Source organism: Sphaerotilus natans (assembly GCF_900156335.1).
Lineage (GTDB): Bacteria > Pseudomonadota > Gammaproteobacteria > Burkholderiales > Burkholderiaceae_C > Sphaerotilus > Sphaerotilus natans.
This window is the reverse complement of the sequence record NZ_FTMZ01000002.1, coordinates 29656-45307: the sequence shown is the minus strand read 5'-3', so window position 1 is coordinate 45307 and position 15652 is coordinate 29656. Positions and strand designations below refer to the sequence as shown.

The following is a 15652-nucleotide window of genomic DNA, read 5'->3' as shown; positions in this document are numbered from 1 at the left end:
GCTCAGCCCTTCTTCAGCAGCAGGGCCTCGGCCAGCGCCAGGGTCTCGGGCAGGCCGCTGAGCACCAGCACGTCGCCGCCGGCCAGCACGAAGTCGTCGTCGACCTCGAGCACCTGGCCGCTGGCGCGGCGTACCGACACCACCGACACGCCCATCACCTGCAGCGTCAGGTCGCCCAGGCGTCGGCCGACGCAGGGGGCACCCGGTGGCAGGCCGATCGACTGCAGCCGGGCCTGCTGCAGCTCCTCGACGGTGTCGTCGTCGGCGCCATGGAAATAGCCGCGCAGCAGGCCGTAGCGGGCGTCGCGGGCGTCCTGGGTGATGCGGATGACCCGGCGCATCGGCACGCCCACCAGGGCCAGCGCATGGCTGGCCAGCATCAGCGAGCCCTCCAGCGCCTCCGGCACCACCTCGGTGGCGCCGGCGGCGCGCAGTCGTTCCAGATCGGTGTCGTCGGGCGTGCGCACCACCACCGGCACATGCGCGGCATGCTCGCGCACATGCTGCAGCACCTTCACGGCGGATGGAGTGTCGTTGTAGGTGACGACGACGGCGGTCGCGCGCGACAGGCCGGCGGCGATCAGGCTGGGCAGCTTGGCCGCATCGCCGAAGACCACGCTCTGGCCGGCCGCCGCGGCCTGGCGCACCCGGTCGGGGTCGAGGTCCAGCGCCATGTAGGGAATGCGCTCCTTGTCGAGCAGCCGGGCCAGGTTCTGGCCGCTGCGGCCGTAGCCGCAGATGATCAGGTGCGCCTCGGTGCGGATCGACTTCTTGACGATGGTGGTCAGCTGCACCGACTGCATCAGCCAGTCGGTGGCCGACAGCTTCATGACGATGCGGTTGCTCGCCATGATGATGAAGGGCGTGGCCAGCATCGACAGCACCATCGAGGCCAGCACCGGGCTCAGCCAGCGGTCGGCGACCAGATCGACCTGGGCGCTGAGCGTCAGCAGCACGAAGCCGAACTCGCCGGCCTGGGCCAGATAGAGGCCGGTGCGGATCGCCACGCCCGGCGCCGAGCCGAAGGCGCGCGCCAGCAGCGCGACCAGACCGGCCTTGGCCAGCACCGGCAGCGTGCTCAGCAGCAGCACCAGCACCCACTGGTCCAGCACCGGGCGCCAGTCCAGCTTCATTCCGATGGTGATGAAGAACAGCCCCAGCAGCACGTCATGGAAGGGTCGGATGTCGGTCTCGACCTGGTGCTTGAACTCGGTCTCGGCGATCAGCATGCCCGCGACGAAGGCGCCCAGCGCCAGCGACAGCCCGGCGTGCTCTGTCAGCCAGGACAGGCCCAGCGTGATCAGCAGGATGTTGAGGATGAACAGGTCCTCGCTCTTGCGGCGCGCCACCAGCGTCAGCCACCAGCGCATCAGCCTCTGGCCGCCCCACAGCAGCAGCGTCAGCAGCACCGCAGCCTTCAGCGTCGCGCGGCCCAGCGTTTCCCACAGGTCGCCGCCGCCCTGGGCCAGCGAGGGGATCAGCACCAGCAGCGGCACCACGGCCAGATCCTGGAACAGCAGCACGCCCATGACGTTGCGGCCATGCTCGCTTTCGAGTTCGAGCCGCTCGGCCATCATCTTGGCCACGATCGCGGTGCTCGACATCGCCATGGCCGCGCCGAGCGCGACCGCGCCCTGCCAGCTCAGCTCCCACGCCCGGCCCAGCAGCGAGAAGGCGGTGATCAGCAGCATGTTGCCGATGGCCGCCCCCGCCAGCGTCAGCAGCACCTGCCCGGCGCCGAGGCCGAAGACCAGCCGCTGCATGCTGCGCAGCTTGGGCAGGTTGAACTCCAGCCCGATGACGAACATCAGGAAGACGATGCCGAACTCCGCCAGATAGCGGATGCCGGCCGAGTCCTTGGCCAGCGCCAGCGCGTTCGGGCCGATCAGCACGCCGACGAGCAGGTAGCCGAGCATCGACGGCAGCTTCAGCAGCCGGCAGCCGACGACGCCGGCGACTGCGGCAAGAAGGTAGAGCAAGGCAATGTCGAGAGTGCTGGCCATTCACCATCCTAGAATCCGGCAATCGTAATTCAGCTTCCGGCCTCTCGATCCCGTGACCGACACCCCTGCCGCCACCGCCGCCAGCGCGCCCCCCCGCTTCGAGGCCGAGCGCGTGCTGCGCATGGCCCGCCAGACCCTGCGCATCGAGGCCGAGGCGCTGATGCAATTGCAGGACCAGCAGGGCGAGAGCTTCGTGCGCGTCGTGCACGCGATCCTGAACGGCCGCGGCCGTGTGGTCGTGATGGGCATGGGCAAGAGCGGCCATGTCGGGCGCAAGATCGCCGCCACGCTGGCCTCGACCGGCACGCCGGCGATGTTCGTGCACCCGGGCGAGGCCAGCCACGGCGACCTGGGCATGGTCACGCCGGGCGACATCGTGCTGGCGCTCTCCAACTCCGGCGAGAGCGACGAGATCGCCGCGATCCTGCCAGCGCTCAAGCGCCTGGGCGTGACGCTGGTGGCCATGACCGGGCGTCCCGGCTCGACGCTGGCTTCGCACGCCGACTGGGTGCTGTCGAACCGGGTCGAGCAGGAGGCCTGCCCGCTCAACCTCGCGCCCACGGCCAGCACCACCGCGCAGCTGGCGCTGGGCGACGCGCTGGCGGTGGCCCTGCTGGACGCACGCGGCTTCCGCCCCGAGGACTTCGCCCGCTCGCACCCGGGCGGTGCGCTCGGGCGCAAGCTGCTGACCCATGTGCGCGACATCATGCGCCAGGGCGAGGCGGTGCCGCGGGTGGCGCCTGCGGCGAGCTGCCTGGAGGTGATGCGCGAGATGAGCGCCAAGGGCCTGGGCGCCGCGGCGATCGTCGACACCGAGGGGCGCGCGATCGGCATCTTCACCGACGGCGACCTGCGCCGCGCGGTCGAGCAGGGCACGGACCTGCGCGCGCTCTCGGCCGCCGACCTGGTGCGCAGCCGCCCGCGCAGCATTGGCGAGGACGCGCTGGCGGTCGAGGCCGCCACGCTGATGGAGGACGCCTGCATCACGACGCTGCTGGTGCACGACGGCGAGGGCCGCCTGGTCGGCGCGCTCAACACCAACGACCTGATGCGCGCGAAGGTGATCTGATGAGCGCTCCCGCCTCGAGCCTTTCTGCGACCTCCTGGCCGCGCCCGATTTCTCCGGTGCTGAGCTTTGCGCCGGAGCTGCTGCTGGCGGCGCAGGGCGTGCGCGCCGCGATCTTCGATGTCGACGGCTGCCTGACCGACGGGCGCATCTACATCGGCGAGCACGGCGAGAGCGTCAAGGCCTTCAGCACGCTCGACGGCCACGGCATCAAGCTGCTGGCGCGTGCCGGCATCGAGCCGGTGGTCATCACCGGGCGCGACACGCCGGCGGTGCGGCGGCGCTGCGCCGATCTGGGCATCGTGCACGCCTTTCACGGCATTCATGACAAGCTGGCTGCGGCCGAGCGGGTGCTGGCGCTGCTGGGTCTCGGCTGGCATGAGCTGGCGGTCATCGGCGACGACTGGCCGGACCTGCCGCTGATGGTGCGCTGTGCGCTGGCCTGCGCGCCGGCGCAGGCGCATGCGGAAGTGCGGGCCGCGGCCCACCATGTCACCGCGGTGCCGGGCGGGCAGGGCGCGGCGCGGGAGTTCTGCGATCTGCTGCTGTGCGCCAGCGGCCAGTACGCCGCGATGCTGGCGGGCCATCTGGCCACGCTCGACGGCACCCCGACCTGACGCGGGACACGATCGATTGGCCTCGCTCGACGACGATACCAGCCCGCTGCCGCTGCCCCCGCTGGTGGCCACCCGCGCGGTCGATGCGGCCCGGCCGACACTGCCGCGTCGCGAGCGCTGGCGCCAGGCGCTGCTGGGCAATTTGCCGCTGTTCCTGATGGCGCTGCTGGCGGGGGCCACTTGGTGGCTGGTCCAGCAGACGCCCGAGCCCGAGCCTGACCGGGTGGCCCAGGCGCCGACCCATGAGCCTGATTACGAGATGCACGGCTTCTCGGTGCAGCATTACGGGCAGGCGGGTCCGGCCCGTGGCGTCATCGAGGGCGAGGTCGTCCGCCATCATCCCGACACCGACACGCTGGAGATCGACGGCCTGAGCCTGCGCTGGCGCGATGACGCCGGCAACCTGCTGCGTGCCCGTGCCGCCCATGCGATCGCTCAGGGCGATGGCAGCGAGGTGCGGCTGATGGGTGGTGCCACCGTGGAGCGCGACCGGCTGCCGGGCGAAAGCGCGCCGCTGCAGTTCAGCAGCGAGGAGATGGTCTTCGATCGGCGCCAGGACCAGGTGCGCAGCGATCGCCCGGTGGTGCTGCGCCAGGGGGCCAGCGTCATCGAGGCTCGCGGTCTGACCTACTGGCATGCGGACGCCCGGCTCGAGCTCCGGGGTGCGGTGCGCGGCCGCCTGCCCGCCCGATGACCCCCGAGGATCGCCAGAGGCTGGAGCGAGAGCGCGCGCCGCTGGTCTTCATCACCGGGGCTTCCAGCGGCATCGGCCGGGCGCTGGCCGAGGCCTATGCCGCACGCGGCTGGCGTCTGTCCCTGGTGGCTCGACGTGCCGAGAGGGTCCAGGCCTGGCTGGATGAGGCCGGCATCGGTCCCGCGCAGGCCCAGGTGCATGCGGCGGATGTGCGCGACCGCGAGGCGATCGTCGCGGCGGGCATGCGCTGCCTGATCGAGCAGGGTCTGCCGGACGTGGTCATCGCCAATGCCGGCATCAGCGTCGGCATCGACACCGCCGAGCGCGAGGACCTGGCCGTGCTCGAGGATCTCTACGCCACCAATGTCGTCGGCATGGCCGCGACCTTTCATCCCTTCATCCGGCCGATGCGGCTGGCACGTCGCGGCACGCTGGTGGGGGTGGCCAGCGTGGCGGCGATTCGCGGTCTGCCGGGGCACGGCGGCTATTGCGGCAGCAAGGCCGCGGTGGTGAGCTACTGCGAAAGCCTGCGCATCGAGCTGCGCGGCGACGGCATTCGTGTCGTCACGCTGCTGCCCGGCTTTGTGGACACGCCCCTGACACGCGGCAACCGCTATGCGATGCCCTTTCTGCTGAGTCCCCGGGAATTCGCGCGCAGGGCGCTGCCGGTGATCGACCGGGGGCGGCGCCATGCGGTCATTCCCTGGCCGATGGGCGTGCTGACCGTGTTGATGCGCTGGATGCCTCGGGTGTTCTGGGACCGGCTGATCGCAGGGCGTGGCCGCAAGCAGCGGCGTGGCGATCCGGGTTGAACTCGGACCGAGGCTGAAATGACAAGAGGGCGATCCCTTGGCGGGATCGCCCTCTTGTTCTGGACGTCTGTCGATCGGTGGCGTGCTTCTCAGCTCAGCTCACCGATCGCAGCGACATGGATCAGTAGCCGCCGCCGCCGTAGCCGCCGCGACCACCGCCGCCGCCACCACCTTCACGACGACCACCGCCGCCGTACGGGCTGCGGAAGCCGCCACCGTTGCCGCCACCACCACCGCCGCCGCCGTAGCCGCCGCCACCGTTGCCGCCGCCAAAGCCGCCGCCGCCACCGCCATCACGACGGCCGCCGTACGGGCTGCGGAAGCCGCCCGGACGCTCTTCACGGGGACGAGCCTCGTTGACGACGACAGCACGGCCGCCGATCGACTGGCCGTTCAGGCCGTTGATGGCTGCCTGGGCTTCGGCATCCGAGCCCATCTCGACGAAGCCGAAGCCCTTCGAGCGGCCGGTTTCACGGTCCATCATGACCTTGGCGGACTGGACCGCGCCGAACTCGGAGAAAGCAGCGTTCAGTTCTTCGTCGCGAACGCCGTAGGCCAGGTTGCCCACGTAGAGTTTGTTGCCCATGGAAGAGCGCCTTTCAAGCAAAACAGGGTACGTTGAGTACCAGGGGACCATGTGGCGGAGCTACAGCCAGCACTCATTCGATAGAACAGAGAAAAGGCGCCGCGTCCAATCACGAGGGGCCATTATGTATGACCGTCAAGCCCTGGGAACACCCCTTCTGGCAGAAGTGTTGTAAGCCTGCGCAGTTTTTTGATCTGTCCGTGATCTTGAACAGTCAAAAATTTCGGGTTAACCCTCGAATATGTCAGATCGAGGGTCGAGGAGACCTGTTGCCACAGGCCTTCACCCGAGAGGTGCCTGGGCGAGGCCGGCGCAGAATCACGCCATGGACCTGCTCAAGCCGCTGATCGCGCTGCTGGCGATCGTCAATCCGATCGGCGTCGTGCCGTTCTTCATCCATTTCACCCAGCACCTCGATGCCGCGGCGCGGCGTCGCACCATCCGGGTGTCGAGCTTCAGCGCCTTCCTGGTGATCTCGATCAGCGCGCTGGCCGGGCTGAAGGTGATCGAGTTCTTCGGCATCTCGCTGGCCTCATTCCAGGTGGGCGGCGGCACGCTGCTGCTGATCAGCGCGCTGCAGATGCTCAACGCGCAGCCGGCCGAGTCGCGCTCCGACGATGTCAGCGAGGGCCGCGAGCGGGCCGACTCGGGCGACAGCATCGCGGTGGTGCCGCTGACCATTCCGCTGCTGACCGGGCCCGCCACCATCTCGACGATGGTGATCTACGCCGACAAGACGCGCCACTGGTGGGAGCTGGGCGTGCTGATGGGCTACGGCGTGGTCGTCGGACTGGCGACCTTCGTCGCGTTCTCGGCGGCGGGCGGCGTGGCGCGACTGTTGGGCAAGACCGGCATCAACGTGATGACCCGGCTGATGGGCCTGATCCTGGCGGCGCTGGCGGTCGAGATCATGGCCGAGGGCCTGATCAAGCTCTTTCCGGTGCTGGCCTCGCATCTGGCCCCCTGACGGGGGTCTGAACCGTCGTCTCATCGCTGCCCCAGCTCCTGCGGGCGGCCGCATGCAGCCGCGCCACGAGAGGCTCGTGCTGGCGTGCGCGCAGGCTCACCAGCGCGAGCTGCGTGTCCAGCGCCAGCTGGCGCAGCAGCACCAGGCCCCGCTCGTGTGCGGCCCGCAAGGCCGGCGCCTCTCTGGCCAGCGACAGGCCGACGCCGGCCTCGACCAGATCGATCATCGAGGCCTCCTGATCCACTTCCGCCACAGGCACCGGGCTGGCGCCGCAGCGTGTCCAGACCGGCGAGAGCAGTCGGGCGTGCACCGATTCGATCGGGGTGCCGATCCAGGGCAGTGCGGCCAAGGCGGTCCAGCTGTCGCAGCCGGCCAGCCGGTGCTGCCACGCGCGCGGCGCGATGACCACATAGCGCACCGGTGCCAGAGGCTGGCGCATGAACAGCGTCTCGTCGCATTCGCCCAGATAGAAGCCGACATCGAGCCGGCGTTCACGCACCTCGCGCAGCGCCCAGCCGGATGTGCCGTGGCGCAGCACCGGGCGGACGGGCTGGGGCGTGTCCGTCTGCAGCCGGCCGATGAAGTCGCCCAGGCGGATGAAGGCCGGATCGAGAATGGTGCCGATGCCGGCCGGCACCGGATCACAGCGGTTCGGCTGGCTCAGGGCGCGGGCGGTGTGCTCGAGCCGGTGCATCGCCTCCAGCGCGGGGCGGGTCTGTGCGAGCAGCCGCTCGCCGTCGGGCGTCAGCTTCAGGCCGCGGCCGGTGCGTCTCAGCAGCACCAGGCCGAGCCGGTCCTGCAGCGCGCGCAGCTGCATCGACAGCGCCGACGGCGAACGGTTGAGCTGTTCGGCCGCCTGGCCGAGCGAGCCGGTTTGCGCCACCGCAGCGAAGGTGGCGAGCTGGCGCAGGTCGAGTTGAGACATCCTGAAATCAGCTTGCGGCGAAAGTGTGCACGCCGCGCAGTGACGCACATAGAGTCCGTCTGATCAAGGAGACAGGACAGCGCATGCCCGCATTCGACTACATCATCATCGGCGCCGGCTCGGCCGGCAGCCTGCTGGCCAACCGCCTGAGCGCCGACCCGGCCCACCGCGTGCTGCTGATCGAGGCCGGCGGCCGCGACGACTACCACTGGATCCACATTCCGGTCGGCTATCTGCACTGCATCGGCAACCCGCGCACCGACTGGCTCTATCAGACCGAGCCCGATCCGGGCCTGAATGGCCGGCGGCTGCGCTATCCACGCGGCAAGGTGCTGGGCGGCTGCTCCAGCATCAACGGCATGATCTACATGCGGGGCCAGTCGCGCGACTACGACCAGTGGGCCGAGCTGACCGGCGATCCTGCCTGGCGCTGGGCGCATTGCCTGCCCGCCTTCCGGCAGCACGAGAACCACTGGCGGCTCGATGCCGCGAACGCTGCACAGGCCAGCACCGAGTTCAAGGCGCTGCACGGCCACGGCGGCGAGTGGCGGGTCGAGCGCCAGCGGCTGCGCTGGGACATTCTCGACGCCTTCGCGCAGGCTGCGCAGCAGGCCGGCATCCCGGCCACCGACGACTTCAACCGCGGCAGCAACGAGGGCGTGGGCTATTTCGAGGTCAACCAGAAGTCGGGCCTGCGCTGGAACACCGCCAAGGCCTTCCTGCGCCCGACCTGCTACGGCCGGCCGAACTTCGAGATGTGGACCGGCGCGCAGGTGCGCTGCCTGACGCTGGCCCGCGGCACCGACGGCGCGCTGCGCTGCACGGGGGCCGAGGTGCTCACGCCGACGGGCGTCGAGACGGTCACCGCCACCCGCGAGGTGCTGCTGAGCGCCGGCAGCATCGGCAGCGTGCAGATCCTGGAGCTGTCGGGCATCGGTGATGGTCAGGTGCTGCAGTCGCAGGGCATCGAGGTGCAGCACGAGCTGCCCGGCGTCGGCGAGAACCTGCAGGATCATCTGCAGATCCGCTCGGTCTACAAGGTGCAGGGCACGCGCACGCTCAACACCCGCGCGGCCACGTCCTGGGGCAAGGCGATGATCGGCCTGGAGTACCTGCTGCGCCGCACCGGCCCGATGAGCATGGCGCCGTCGCAGCTCGGCGCCTTCACCCGCTCGTCGCCGCAGTTCGAGTGGCCGAACCTCGAGTATCACGTCCAGCCGCTGTCGCTCGATGCCTTCGGCGAGCCGCTGCACGGCTTCGACGCGATCACCGCCAGCGTCTGCAACCTCAACCCGACCTCGCGCGGCCAGGTCCACATCCGCTCGCCGCGTCCGGAGGAGGCGCCGGCGATCCGGCCGAACTACCTGTCGACCGCGCAGGATCGCCAGGTGGCCGCCGATTCGCTGCGGGTGACGCGCCGCATCGTCGCGCAGCCGGCGATGCAGGCCTTCCGGCCCGAGGAGTTCCGGCCCGGCGTCCAGCACCAGAGCGACGAGGAACTGGCTCGACTGGCTGGCGACATCGGCACCACCATCTTCCATCCGGTCGGCACCTGCCGCATGGGCCGCGATGGCGATGCGATGGCGGTGACCGACACCCGGCTGCGGGTGCGTGGCGTGGCGGGTCTGCGGGTGGTCGATGCCAGCGTGATGCCGACCATCACCAGCGGCAACACCAACTCGCCGACGCTGATGATCGCCGAGCGAGCGGCGGGCTGGATTCTTGACGCCGCGCAGGTTTCGTGAGGCTCTGCGAGCGGCAAGGCTGACATGGCCAGGTACTGCATCGTTCTGGTGCGGGAAACCCCGGATATGGCGGACTGTTGCGAAACCCTACAGTCTCGCCACTCGCAGACGCCGCCCCGCGGGGCAGGCGGGCAGGAGCGAGGGACGAGACTGGTTACCGTAGCGCAACAAGAAACGCCGCCCCACATCACACAACATCCGGCGGCACCACTCAGACGCTCCAGAAGATTCGGCGCCATGTGGCGCAATGAGACAATTCGATGGCACCGGCGATCCCTGATCCCGGTGCCTTCTTTTTTCCGCCTGCGTTGTCGCGCTGCACCTGTCCTTGTCCTGATTGATGCTTGATCTGCTGTGGGTGACGCTGGCCGCCGGGCTGGCGGGTTTCGTGGATGCCATCGTCGGGGGCGGTGGACTGATTCTGCTGCCGACCCTGTTCGCGGTGCATCCGTCCGCGCTGCCGGCGACGCTGTTCGGCACCAACAAGGCTGCTGCCATCGGCGGCACCGCCTGGGCCTGCAGCCAGTACGCGCGCCGAGTGACGATGAACTGGGGCACGCTGGCGCCTGCGGCCGCCGCCGCGCTGCTGGCGAGCTTCGCCGGCGCCTGGCTGGTGACGATGGTGCCAGCCACCGGGCTGCGCAAGGCCTTGCCTCTGGTGCTGCTGGTCGTGCTGCTCTACACGCTCTGGCGCAAGGATCTCGGGCGGGTGCATGCGCCGCATCTCTCGCCACGTCGCGAGGCGCTGCGCGGCAGCGCGATCGGCGCAGGCATCGGTTTCTACGATGGCTTCTTCGGCCCCGGCACGGGCAGCTTCTTTGTCTTCCTGCTGGTGCGCGGGCTGGGCTACGACTTCCTGCATGCCTCGGCCGGCGCCAAGCTGCTCAACACCGCGACCAATCTGGCGGCGATCGCGCTGTTTGCTGCCAAGGGGCATGTGTGGTGGCATGTGGCCGCGGTGATGGCCGTGGCCAATGTGATCGGCAGCCTGCTGGGGGCCCGGCTGGCGCTGCGCCACGGTGCAGGCTTCGTGCGCGGCATCTTCATCGCCGTCGTCAGCCTTCTGATCCTGCGTACCGGCTGGGATGCGCTGCGGCTTTGAGCTGGGCGCTCAGAAGCGGTAGCGCTCGCCGCGGGTCAGCGCGAAGACCGGCACACGGATGTCGAGCTCGGCGAGCTGGCCGGTGACTGCGGCCATCTCGCCCGGCTTGACATGCGTGATCGCGATCGAGGTGTCGCAGTCCAGATCGAGTTGCTCGAGCTCCTCGGCCAGCATCGAGGGGGACAGGTGGCGGCTGATCTCGGCCAGCGCACGCTCCTCGTCGCTGAAGGCGGTCTCGATCACCAGCTGCGCGATCGCGCGGCCGCGCAGCCGCTCCCACAGCGCCGGATTCGGGCCGGTGTCGCCGGTGTAGATCCACCAGCCCGAGGGCGTGTCGACCCCGAAGCCGCAGGCCGGCACGGTGTGATGCGCTGGCAGCACCTCGATCGTCAGTCCGGCCAGTTCCAGGCGCTCGCCGATCTGGAAAGGCACCAGCTCGATGATCGGGCGCTCGCGGCTGGGCAGCCGGGTGAAATCCGGCCAGATGATGTTGTTGAACAGGTGCGCGCGCAGCGCCTCGAGCGTCTCGGGCAGGCCGTGGACCTGGATCGGGCGAAAGTCGGGCCGCGACAGGCGATGCTGCATGACGCTGTCGGCCAGCAGCGGGATGCCCAGCACATGATCGAGGTGGGAGTGCGACAGCAGGATGTGGTCGATCCCGGCCATCTCGTCGAGCGTCAGGTCGCCGACACCGGTTCCGGCGTCGACAAGAATGCGTTCGTCGAGCTGGAAGCAGGTGGTCCGGTTGTCGAGGGCGATCGAGCCCGAGCAGCCAAGGACACGCAGGTTCATCGGGATTCCAGGTGAGAGCAGGCAGAACAGGCGGCCATGCTGCCCCCCGCGGGATGCGGGTGCAAGCTGGCTGCTGCGCACTTCCGCACTGCTTGTCCATCCCCGTGAACCAGGGGCGGCAGGGTCGTGAACAAGGCCACGAGGCCGCGTGAGACCGGGGCGACGATCAGGGCTGCACGAACTGCATCTGCGTGCCCGCCAGCTCGATGACGTCGCCATCCTTCAGATGGATCGGCTCGGCATGGACCGGCATGCTGTTGACGGTGGGTCGCGCGGTGCCTTCGACATGCGCGAAGACATAGCCGCCGGGCCGCTTCGTGATCGAGGCCACCTGCACGCCGGGCTTGCCGACGGTGGTGACCACCTTGGTCAGCACCACTTCGCGACCGGCCGCCGCGCCCGAGAGCACGCGGATCGAGGCCTGCGGCACGGTGCCACCGGTCAGGCCGCCGAAGCCCGAGGCCGGAAAGTTGCCCGGCATCGGTGCGGTCGGTCGGCTGGCCATGCCGGGCGGCATCTGGCCCGGCTTCAGGATCATGGTCTTCTCGTAGTCGGAGCTGTCCTCGACCAGGTACTTGATCTTGTACTTGCCGATCTCGATCGTGTCGTTGTACTGCAGCAGCTGCTTCTTGACCGCACGACCGTTGATGTAGGTGCCGTTGGTGCTGTTCTGGTCCTCGATGTAGACATCCTGTCCGACCATCTGCAGCACGGCGTGCTCGCCGCTGACGGCCAGGTTGTCGATCACGATGTCGTTGTAGGGGCGGCGTCCCAAGGTCGTCTTGTCCTTGGTGAGCTGAACCTCCTTGATGACGACTCCGTCCAGCGAAACGACGAGTTTGGGCATGAGCGACCTCAGTGTTCTTGGCAGCCGGGATCCTTTGTCCCCTGATCCTCAGCGCCGGAAGGGCCACCACGGCTGACCCGATGAGGGCACGGCGTGGGCGGCGACCAGTATCACGGCAATATTATCCCGTCCGCCTGCCTGATTGGCGGCATCGACCAGCGCCTGTGCCGCTTTGCCGACGTCGGAGCCCTGCTCGCGCAGCACCGCCGCGATCTGTGCGTCATCGAGCATGTCGGACAGGCCGTCGGAGCACAGCAGGTACCAGTCGCCCGGATGCACGGCATGCGAGTGGATCTCCAGCAGCACGATGTCCTCGACGCCCATGGCGCGGGTGACCAGATTCTTCTGGTGGCTGTAGGCGGCCTGCTCGGGCGAGATCAGCCCGGCGTCGATCTGCTCCTGCAGCAGCGAGTGGTCGCGCGTGAGCTGCTGCAGCCGATCGTCGCGCCAGCGATAGGCCCGCGAGTCGCCGATGTGGCCGACCAGCAGCCGTCCGCCGCGGAACACGCCCATCACCAGGGTCGTGCCCATGCCGGCGTACTGCGCATGCGCGTGGGAGGCCTCGAAGATCGAGCGGTTGGCGTTGTCGACGCAGATGTCCATCGCCCGGCGCACTTCCAGGTCGTCGGTGTCCGGCGGGGTGTCCTGCAGCCAGCGGCCCAGGTCCTTCTCGATGAAGGCGGTGGCCATGCCGCTGGCGACTTCGCCGGCGTTGTAGCCGCCCATGCCGTCGGCCAGCACCATCAGTCCGGCCGCCTCGACGATGGCGATCGAATCCTCGTTGTTGCTGCGGATGCGGCCACGGTCGGTCGCGGAGTGGAACTCGAGGGTCATGGCTAGGGCGCGCGGGCGGTCCATCGGGAATCAGCGGTGCGATTGTGCCCCGCCGGCGCGGGGCGAAGGCGGCCGGGATTGGTCCGTGTCGGGACCGGGCGCGCATTCCTGCACCGAAGCGGCGATGCTGCCGGCAGGGCGGGTCGGTCGGCGCAGCGTGTCGGCCACGAGCTTGAGGTCTTCGGCCAGATCCAGGCCGTCGCGGTAGCGCAGCTCCGGGCGCTTTTCCAGCAGGATGCCGATCACCTCGGCCAGCGCCGCGGGCAGCGAGGGGCGCAGCGTGCGCACGTCGGGCGCCGGCGTGCGGGCGATCGCGCCGATCAGCTCGCTCATCGTGTTGCCCTTGAGCGGCAGCTCGCCGGTCAGCATCTGGAACATCAGCACGCCCAGCGAGTACAGGTCGCTGCGCCCGTCGACCGGCCGGCCCGCGAGCTGCTCTGGCGACATGTAGGACGGCGAGCCCAGCACCAGCCCGGTGCGGGTGCGGTTGGCGTCGGTGATGCGGGCGATGCCGAAGTCGGTCACCTTGACCTGGTTGCGGCCGATGTCGACCATGATGTTGGCCGGCTTGATGTCGCGGTGGATGATGCCCTGCGCATGTGCATGGGCCAGTGCCCGGGCGATGCGGCGGCTGATCGCCACGACGGTGGCCACCGGCAGCAGATGCTCCGGCGCCAGGTGCTGGCTCAGGTCCTGCCCGGTCAGCCGCTCCATCGCGATGTAGGCGATGCCGTCCTGCTCGCCGCATTCGAACACCCGCACGATGTCGGCATGGTCGAGCCGGCTGGCGGCCAGCGCCTCGCGCTGGAAGCGCTGGCGGGCCTCCTCGAGCGCGAAGCCGTCGAACTCGCGTCCCAGCGCCAGCGTCTTGAGCGCGACCACCGCGCCGGTGTCCCGGTGACGTGCCAGATGCACCCGGCCCATCGCGCCGCGGCCCAGCTCGCGCTCCAGCACGTAAGGGCCGAGCGCTGGCTGGCGGCGCACGGTGTCGCTGAGCACCGGGGGCTGGCGGAACACCGCCGGCGTGGCCAGGCAGGCGGCGAGCTCTTCGCGGGTCAGCGGCTGGGTGGCCTCGAGCGTGTCGGGCGAGTGCAGCACCTGGGTGTCGACGAAGGCCCGGCGCTCGTCGAGCACCTGGGTGTCCTGCAGATGGCTGGGCAGCGCGCTGGGGGCGGGCGTGGCGTGTGGAGCGCTGGGGGGGCGTGCCACTGCCGGTGGGGGGGCGGGCACAGGCCGCGGCGGGGCCTGGGGGACCGTCTCCGGCTCGTCATGCCGGATCACCGTGCGCTCGCGGGTGGTGACGGTCACCGTCTCGTAGGAGGTGATGACGGTGTCTTCGTCGAGCGTGGTGCTCAGCAGCGTGTTGCGGCTGCGGCTGCGGCGCTGGTGCATCTGCCAGCGGTCCCGGGCGATCAGCGCCAGATGGCCCAGCACCAGCGCGAAGATCGGCAGGGTCGGCGTGATCCACATGCCGCCCCAGGCCAGCAGGCCGTGCGAGCCCAGCGCCAGCGCCAGGCAGAGCGAGGCGCTGAGCATCAGCGCGGAGTTGCGTGTCAGGCGCGGCACGATGCGCCAGAGGTAGAGCCCGGCCGCCACCAGCAGCCCCCAGGGCAGCCACTGCATCGCCGCCGGCGTGCGTGCCCAGTGGCCGTCGGCCATCGCGCCCGAGAGTCGGGCCAGGGCCTCGGCCGGGCTGATCTCGCGCCGATCGGGCAGGCGCAGGCGTGGCGTGCTGCGGTCATCGCGTCCGATGACGACGATGCGGCCTTTCAGTCGGGCCAGTGCGGGTGAGCCGGCCAGCACCTCCAGGGCACTGAGGCTGGGCGGCGCGCCGTCCGGGCCGTCATGCACCGGCCAGAGCGGCATCAGGCCGCTGTCGCTGTCGTCGGGCAGGCTGTGGCCCGCCAGCCGCGGCGGGTGGTCGCGCAGGCCGGTCTCCACCGCGGCCATGCTGTCGCCACGGTACAGGCCTGCGCCCAGCGCGGCCAGCGAGGGCGCGTCCTGCGCGCTGCCGTGGCGCCACAGCGGATGGCGGCGGATCACGCCGTCCGCATCGGCGCCGGGGACGGCGTGGCCGATGCCGGCGGCGGCGCTGGCCAGCCGGGGCAGCGGCGGCAGGCCGTCGCCGGGCGGGCCCAGGCTCAGCAGCACGCGGGCGTGGCGCTCCAGGCTCTGGGTCAGGTGGGCGTCGCCGTTCAGGCTGGCTTCGCTGCGCTCGATCAGCGCGGGCAGCTCAGGGTGGCGCGCCAGCACCGGATCGGCGGCGATGGTGGCGTGGATGTTCTGCAGCTCGGCCAGCGCGCGTTCGCTCTCGGGTGTGCCGAAAGGCTCGGTGTCGATGACGACCCGGGCGCCGGAGAGCTGATCGATCAGGCGGGCGTGCAGGTCGCGCCGCCAGGGCAGCGGGCCGTGGCGGGCCTGGCTGGCCTCGTCGATCAGCACCGTCGCCACGCCGGTGCTGACCATCGGCCGGGCATCGGCGACCGCACGGTCCTGCAGCCAGTGCTGCAGCGGCCGGGCCAGCGGCGTGCTTTCGTGCGCCCAGCCGACCAGGCCGAGCAGCACCGCCAGCAACCAGGGCGTGGCGCCTCCCGGGGGCCGGGTGATCGGTCGCGTGCGGGGCATGGCGAGTTGCGGTCACTGCAAGGGAGTCGACGGACCG

14 protein-coding genes are annotated in these 15652 nt (G+C 70.1%); 7 read left to right on the top strand and 7 right to left on the bottom strand.

Going from position 1 to position 15652, the window contains the following annotated elements; genetic code table 11:
- Positions 1 to 2: 2 nt before the first annotated feature.
- The gene (locus tag BW996_RS01930; protein ID WP_037482517.1) at positions 3 to 2003 is read right to left on the bottom strand and encodes a monovalent cation:proton antiporter family protein; all 2001 of its coding nucleotides are present in this window, start codon (positions 2001 to 2003) and stop codon (positions 3 to 5) included.
- 121 nt (positions 2004 to 2124) lie between these two features.
- Between BW996_RS01930 and BW996_RS01925 the strand changes: the two genes are divergently transcribed.
- The 4 genes from BW996_RS01925 to BW996_RS01910 are packed head-to-tail and all read left to right on the top strand — an operon-like array spanning position 2125 to position 5192.
- Entirely contained in the window at positions 2125 to 3072 is a 948-nt protein-coding gene (locus BW996_RS01925) for a KpsF/GutQ family sugar-phosphate isomerase (RefSeq protein WP_051631990.1), read from the top strand.
- Positions 3072 to 3686 (top strand): KdsC family phosphatase, encoded by a 615-nt coding sequence (locus BW996_RS01920; protein WP_037482521.1) that lies wholly within the window; start codon positions 3072 to 3074, stop codon positions 3684 to 3686. The genes BW996_RS01925 and BW996_RS01920 overlap by 1 nt, the downstream gene beginning before the upstream one ends.
- 16 nt (positions 3687 to 3702) lie before the next feature.
- Complete coding sequence (gene lptC / locus BW996_RS01915; protein WP_081838140.1) at positions 3703 to 4380, top strand: LPS export ABC transporter periplasmic protein LptC; 678 nt, start codon at positions 3703 to 3705, stop codon at positions 4378 to 4380.
- A complete protein-coding gene (locus BW996_RS01910) occupies positions 4377 to 5192 on the top strand; it encodes an SDR family oxidoreductase (RefSeq protein ID WP_051631985.1) in 816 nt (271 codons plus the stop codon). Before lptC ends, BW996_RS01910 begins: the two co-directional genes overlap by 4 nt.
- Positions 5193 to 5313: 121 nt before the next feature.
- On the opposite strand, the gene rbp is transcribed toward BW996_RS01910, so the two are convergent.
- Positions 5314 to 5778 carry an RNA-binding regulator gene (gene rbp, locus BW996_RS01905; protein ID WP_037482523.1) on the bottom strand — a complete coding sequence of 155 codons (465 nt, stop codon included), beginning with the start codon at positions 5776 to 5778 and terminating at the stop codon, positions 5314 to 5316.
- A gap of 325 nt (positions 5779 to 6103) precedes the next feature.
- Between rbp and BW996_RS01900 the strand changes: the two genes are divergently transcribed.
- Positions 6104 to 6745, top strand: coding sequence for a MarC family protein (locus BW996_RS01900; RefSeq protein WP_037482524.1), 642 nt, complete (start codon positions 6104 to 6106; stop codon positions 6743 to 6745).
- On the opposite strand, the gene BW996_RS01895 is transcribed toward BW996_RS01900, so the two are convergent.
- Positions 6705 to 7670 carry a LysR family transcriptional regulator gene (locus BW996_RS01895; protein WP_051631986.1) on the bottom strand — a complete coding sequence of 322 codons (966 nt, stop codon included), beginning with the start codon at positions 7668 to 7670 and terminating at the stop codon, positions 6705 to 6707. The genes BW996_RS01900 and BW996_RS01895 overlap by 41 nt on opposite strands.
- Before the next feature lie 83 nt (positions 7671 to 7753).
- Here BW996_RS01895 and BW996_RS01890 point away from each other — a divergent pair, with 83 nt between their 5' ends.
- Both BW996_RS01890 and BW996_RS01885 read left to right on the top strand, forming a co-directional pair.
- Positions 7754 to 9415, top strand: coding sequence for a GMC family oxidoreductase (locus BW996_RS01890; protein WP_037482527.1), 1662 nt, complete (start codon positions 7754 to 7756; stop codon positions 9413 to 9415).
- 340 nt (positions 9416 to 9755) lie between these two features.
- Positions 9756 to 10517, top strand: a complete 762-nt coding sequence (locus BW996_RS01885) for a sulfite exporter TauE/SafE family protein (protein ID WP_037482529.1) — start codon at positions 9756 to 9758, stop codon at positions 10515 to 10517.
- Positions 10518 to 10526: 9 nt separating this feature from the next.
- On the opposite strand, the gene BW996_RS01880 is transcribed toward BW996_RS01885, so the two are convergent.
- The 4 genes from BW996_RS01880 to BW996_RS20955 form a co-directional block, all read right to left on the bottom strand.
- Positions 10527 to 11309, bottom strand: coding sequence for an MBL fold metallo-hydrolase (locus tag BW996_RS01880; protein WP_037482532.1), 783 nt, complete (start codon positions 11307 to 11309; stop codon positions 10527 to 10529).
- Positions 11310 to 11475: 166 nt separating this feature from the next.
- Entirely contained in the window at positions 11476 to 12156 is a 681-nt protein-coding gene (locus BW996_RS01875) for an FHA domain-containing protein (RefSeq protein ID WP_037482535.1), read from the bottom strand.
- A 48-nt stretch (positions 12157 to 12204) separates the two neighbouring features.
- Positions 12205 to 12990: a Stp1/IreP family PP2C-type Ser/Thr phosphatase gene (locus BW996_RS01870; protein WP_037482539.1), complete on the bottom strand. Its 786-nt coding sequence runs from the start codon at positions 12988 to 12990 to the stop codon at positions 12205 to 12207.
- A 30-nt stretch (positions 12991 to 13020) separates the two neighbouring features.
- The gene (locus tag BW996_RS20955; RefSeq protein WP_081838209.1) at positions 13021 to 15615 is read right to left on the bottom strand and encodes a CHASE2 domain-containing serine/threonine-protein kinase; all 2595 of its coding nucleotides are present in this window, start codon (positions 15613 to 15615) and stop codon (positions 13021 to 13023) included.
- Positions 15616 to 15652: the final 37 nt, after the last annotated feature.

Excerpts from the sequence above, each read along its gene's own strand:
- BW996_RS01895 (WP_051631986.1), bottom strand. The coding sequence starts at position 7,670 with ATGTCTCAACTCGACCTGCGCCAGCTCGCCACCTTCGCTGCGGTGGCG.
- rbp (WP_037482523.1), bottom strand. The coding sequence starts at position 5,778 with ATGGGCAACAAACTCTACGTGGGCAACCTGGCCTACGGCGTTCGCGAC.
- BW996_RS01920 (WP_037482521.1), top strand. The coding sequence starts at position 3,072 with ATGAGCGCTCCCGCCTCGAGCCTTTCTGCGACCTCCTGGCCGCGCCCG.
- BW996_RS01890 (WP_037482527.1), top strand. The coding sequence starts at position 7,754 with ATGCCCGCATTCGACTACATCATCATCGGCGCCGGCTCGGCCGGCAGC.
- BW996_RS01925 (WP_051631990.1), top strand. The coding sequence starts at position 2,125 with ATGGCCCGCCAGACCCTGCGCATCGAGGCCGAGGCGCTGATGCAATTG.
- BW996_RS01930 (WP_037482517.1), bottom strand. The coding sequence starts at position 2,003 with ATGGCCAGCACTCTCGACATTGCCTTGCTCTACCTTCTTGCCGCAGTC.
- BW996_RS01900 (WP_037482524.1), top strand. The coding sequence starts at position 6,104 with ATGGACCTGCTCAAGCCGCTGATCGCGCTGCTGGCGATCGTCAATCCG.
- BW996_RS01875 (WP_037482535.1), bottom strand. The coding sequence starts at position 12,156 with ATGCCCAAACTCGTCGTTTCGCTGGACGGAGTCGTCATCAAGGAGGTT.
- BW996_RS01885 (WP_037482529.1), top strand. The coding sequence starts at position 9,756 with ATGCTTGATCTGCTGTGGGTGACGCTGGCCGCCGGGCTGGCGGGTTTC.
- BW996_RS01910 (WP_051631985.1), top strand. The coding sequence starts at position 4,377 with ATGACCCCCGAGGATCGCCAGAGGCTGGAGCGAGAGCGCGCGCCGCTG.
- BW996_RS01880 (WP_037482532.1), bottom strand. The coding sequence starts at position 11,309 with ATGAACCTGCGTGTCCTTGGCTGCTCGGGCTCGATCGCCCTCGACAAC.
- BW996_RS01870 (WP_037482539.1), bottom strand. The coding sequence starts at position 12,990 with ATGACCCTCGAGTTCCACTCCGCGACCGACCGTGGCCGCATCCGCAGC.
- BW996_RS20955 (WP_081838209.1), bottom strand. The coding sequence starts at position 15,615 with ATGCCCCGCACGCGACCGATCACCCGGCCCCCGGGAGGCGCCACGCCC.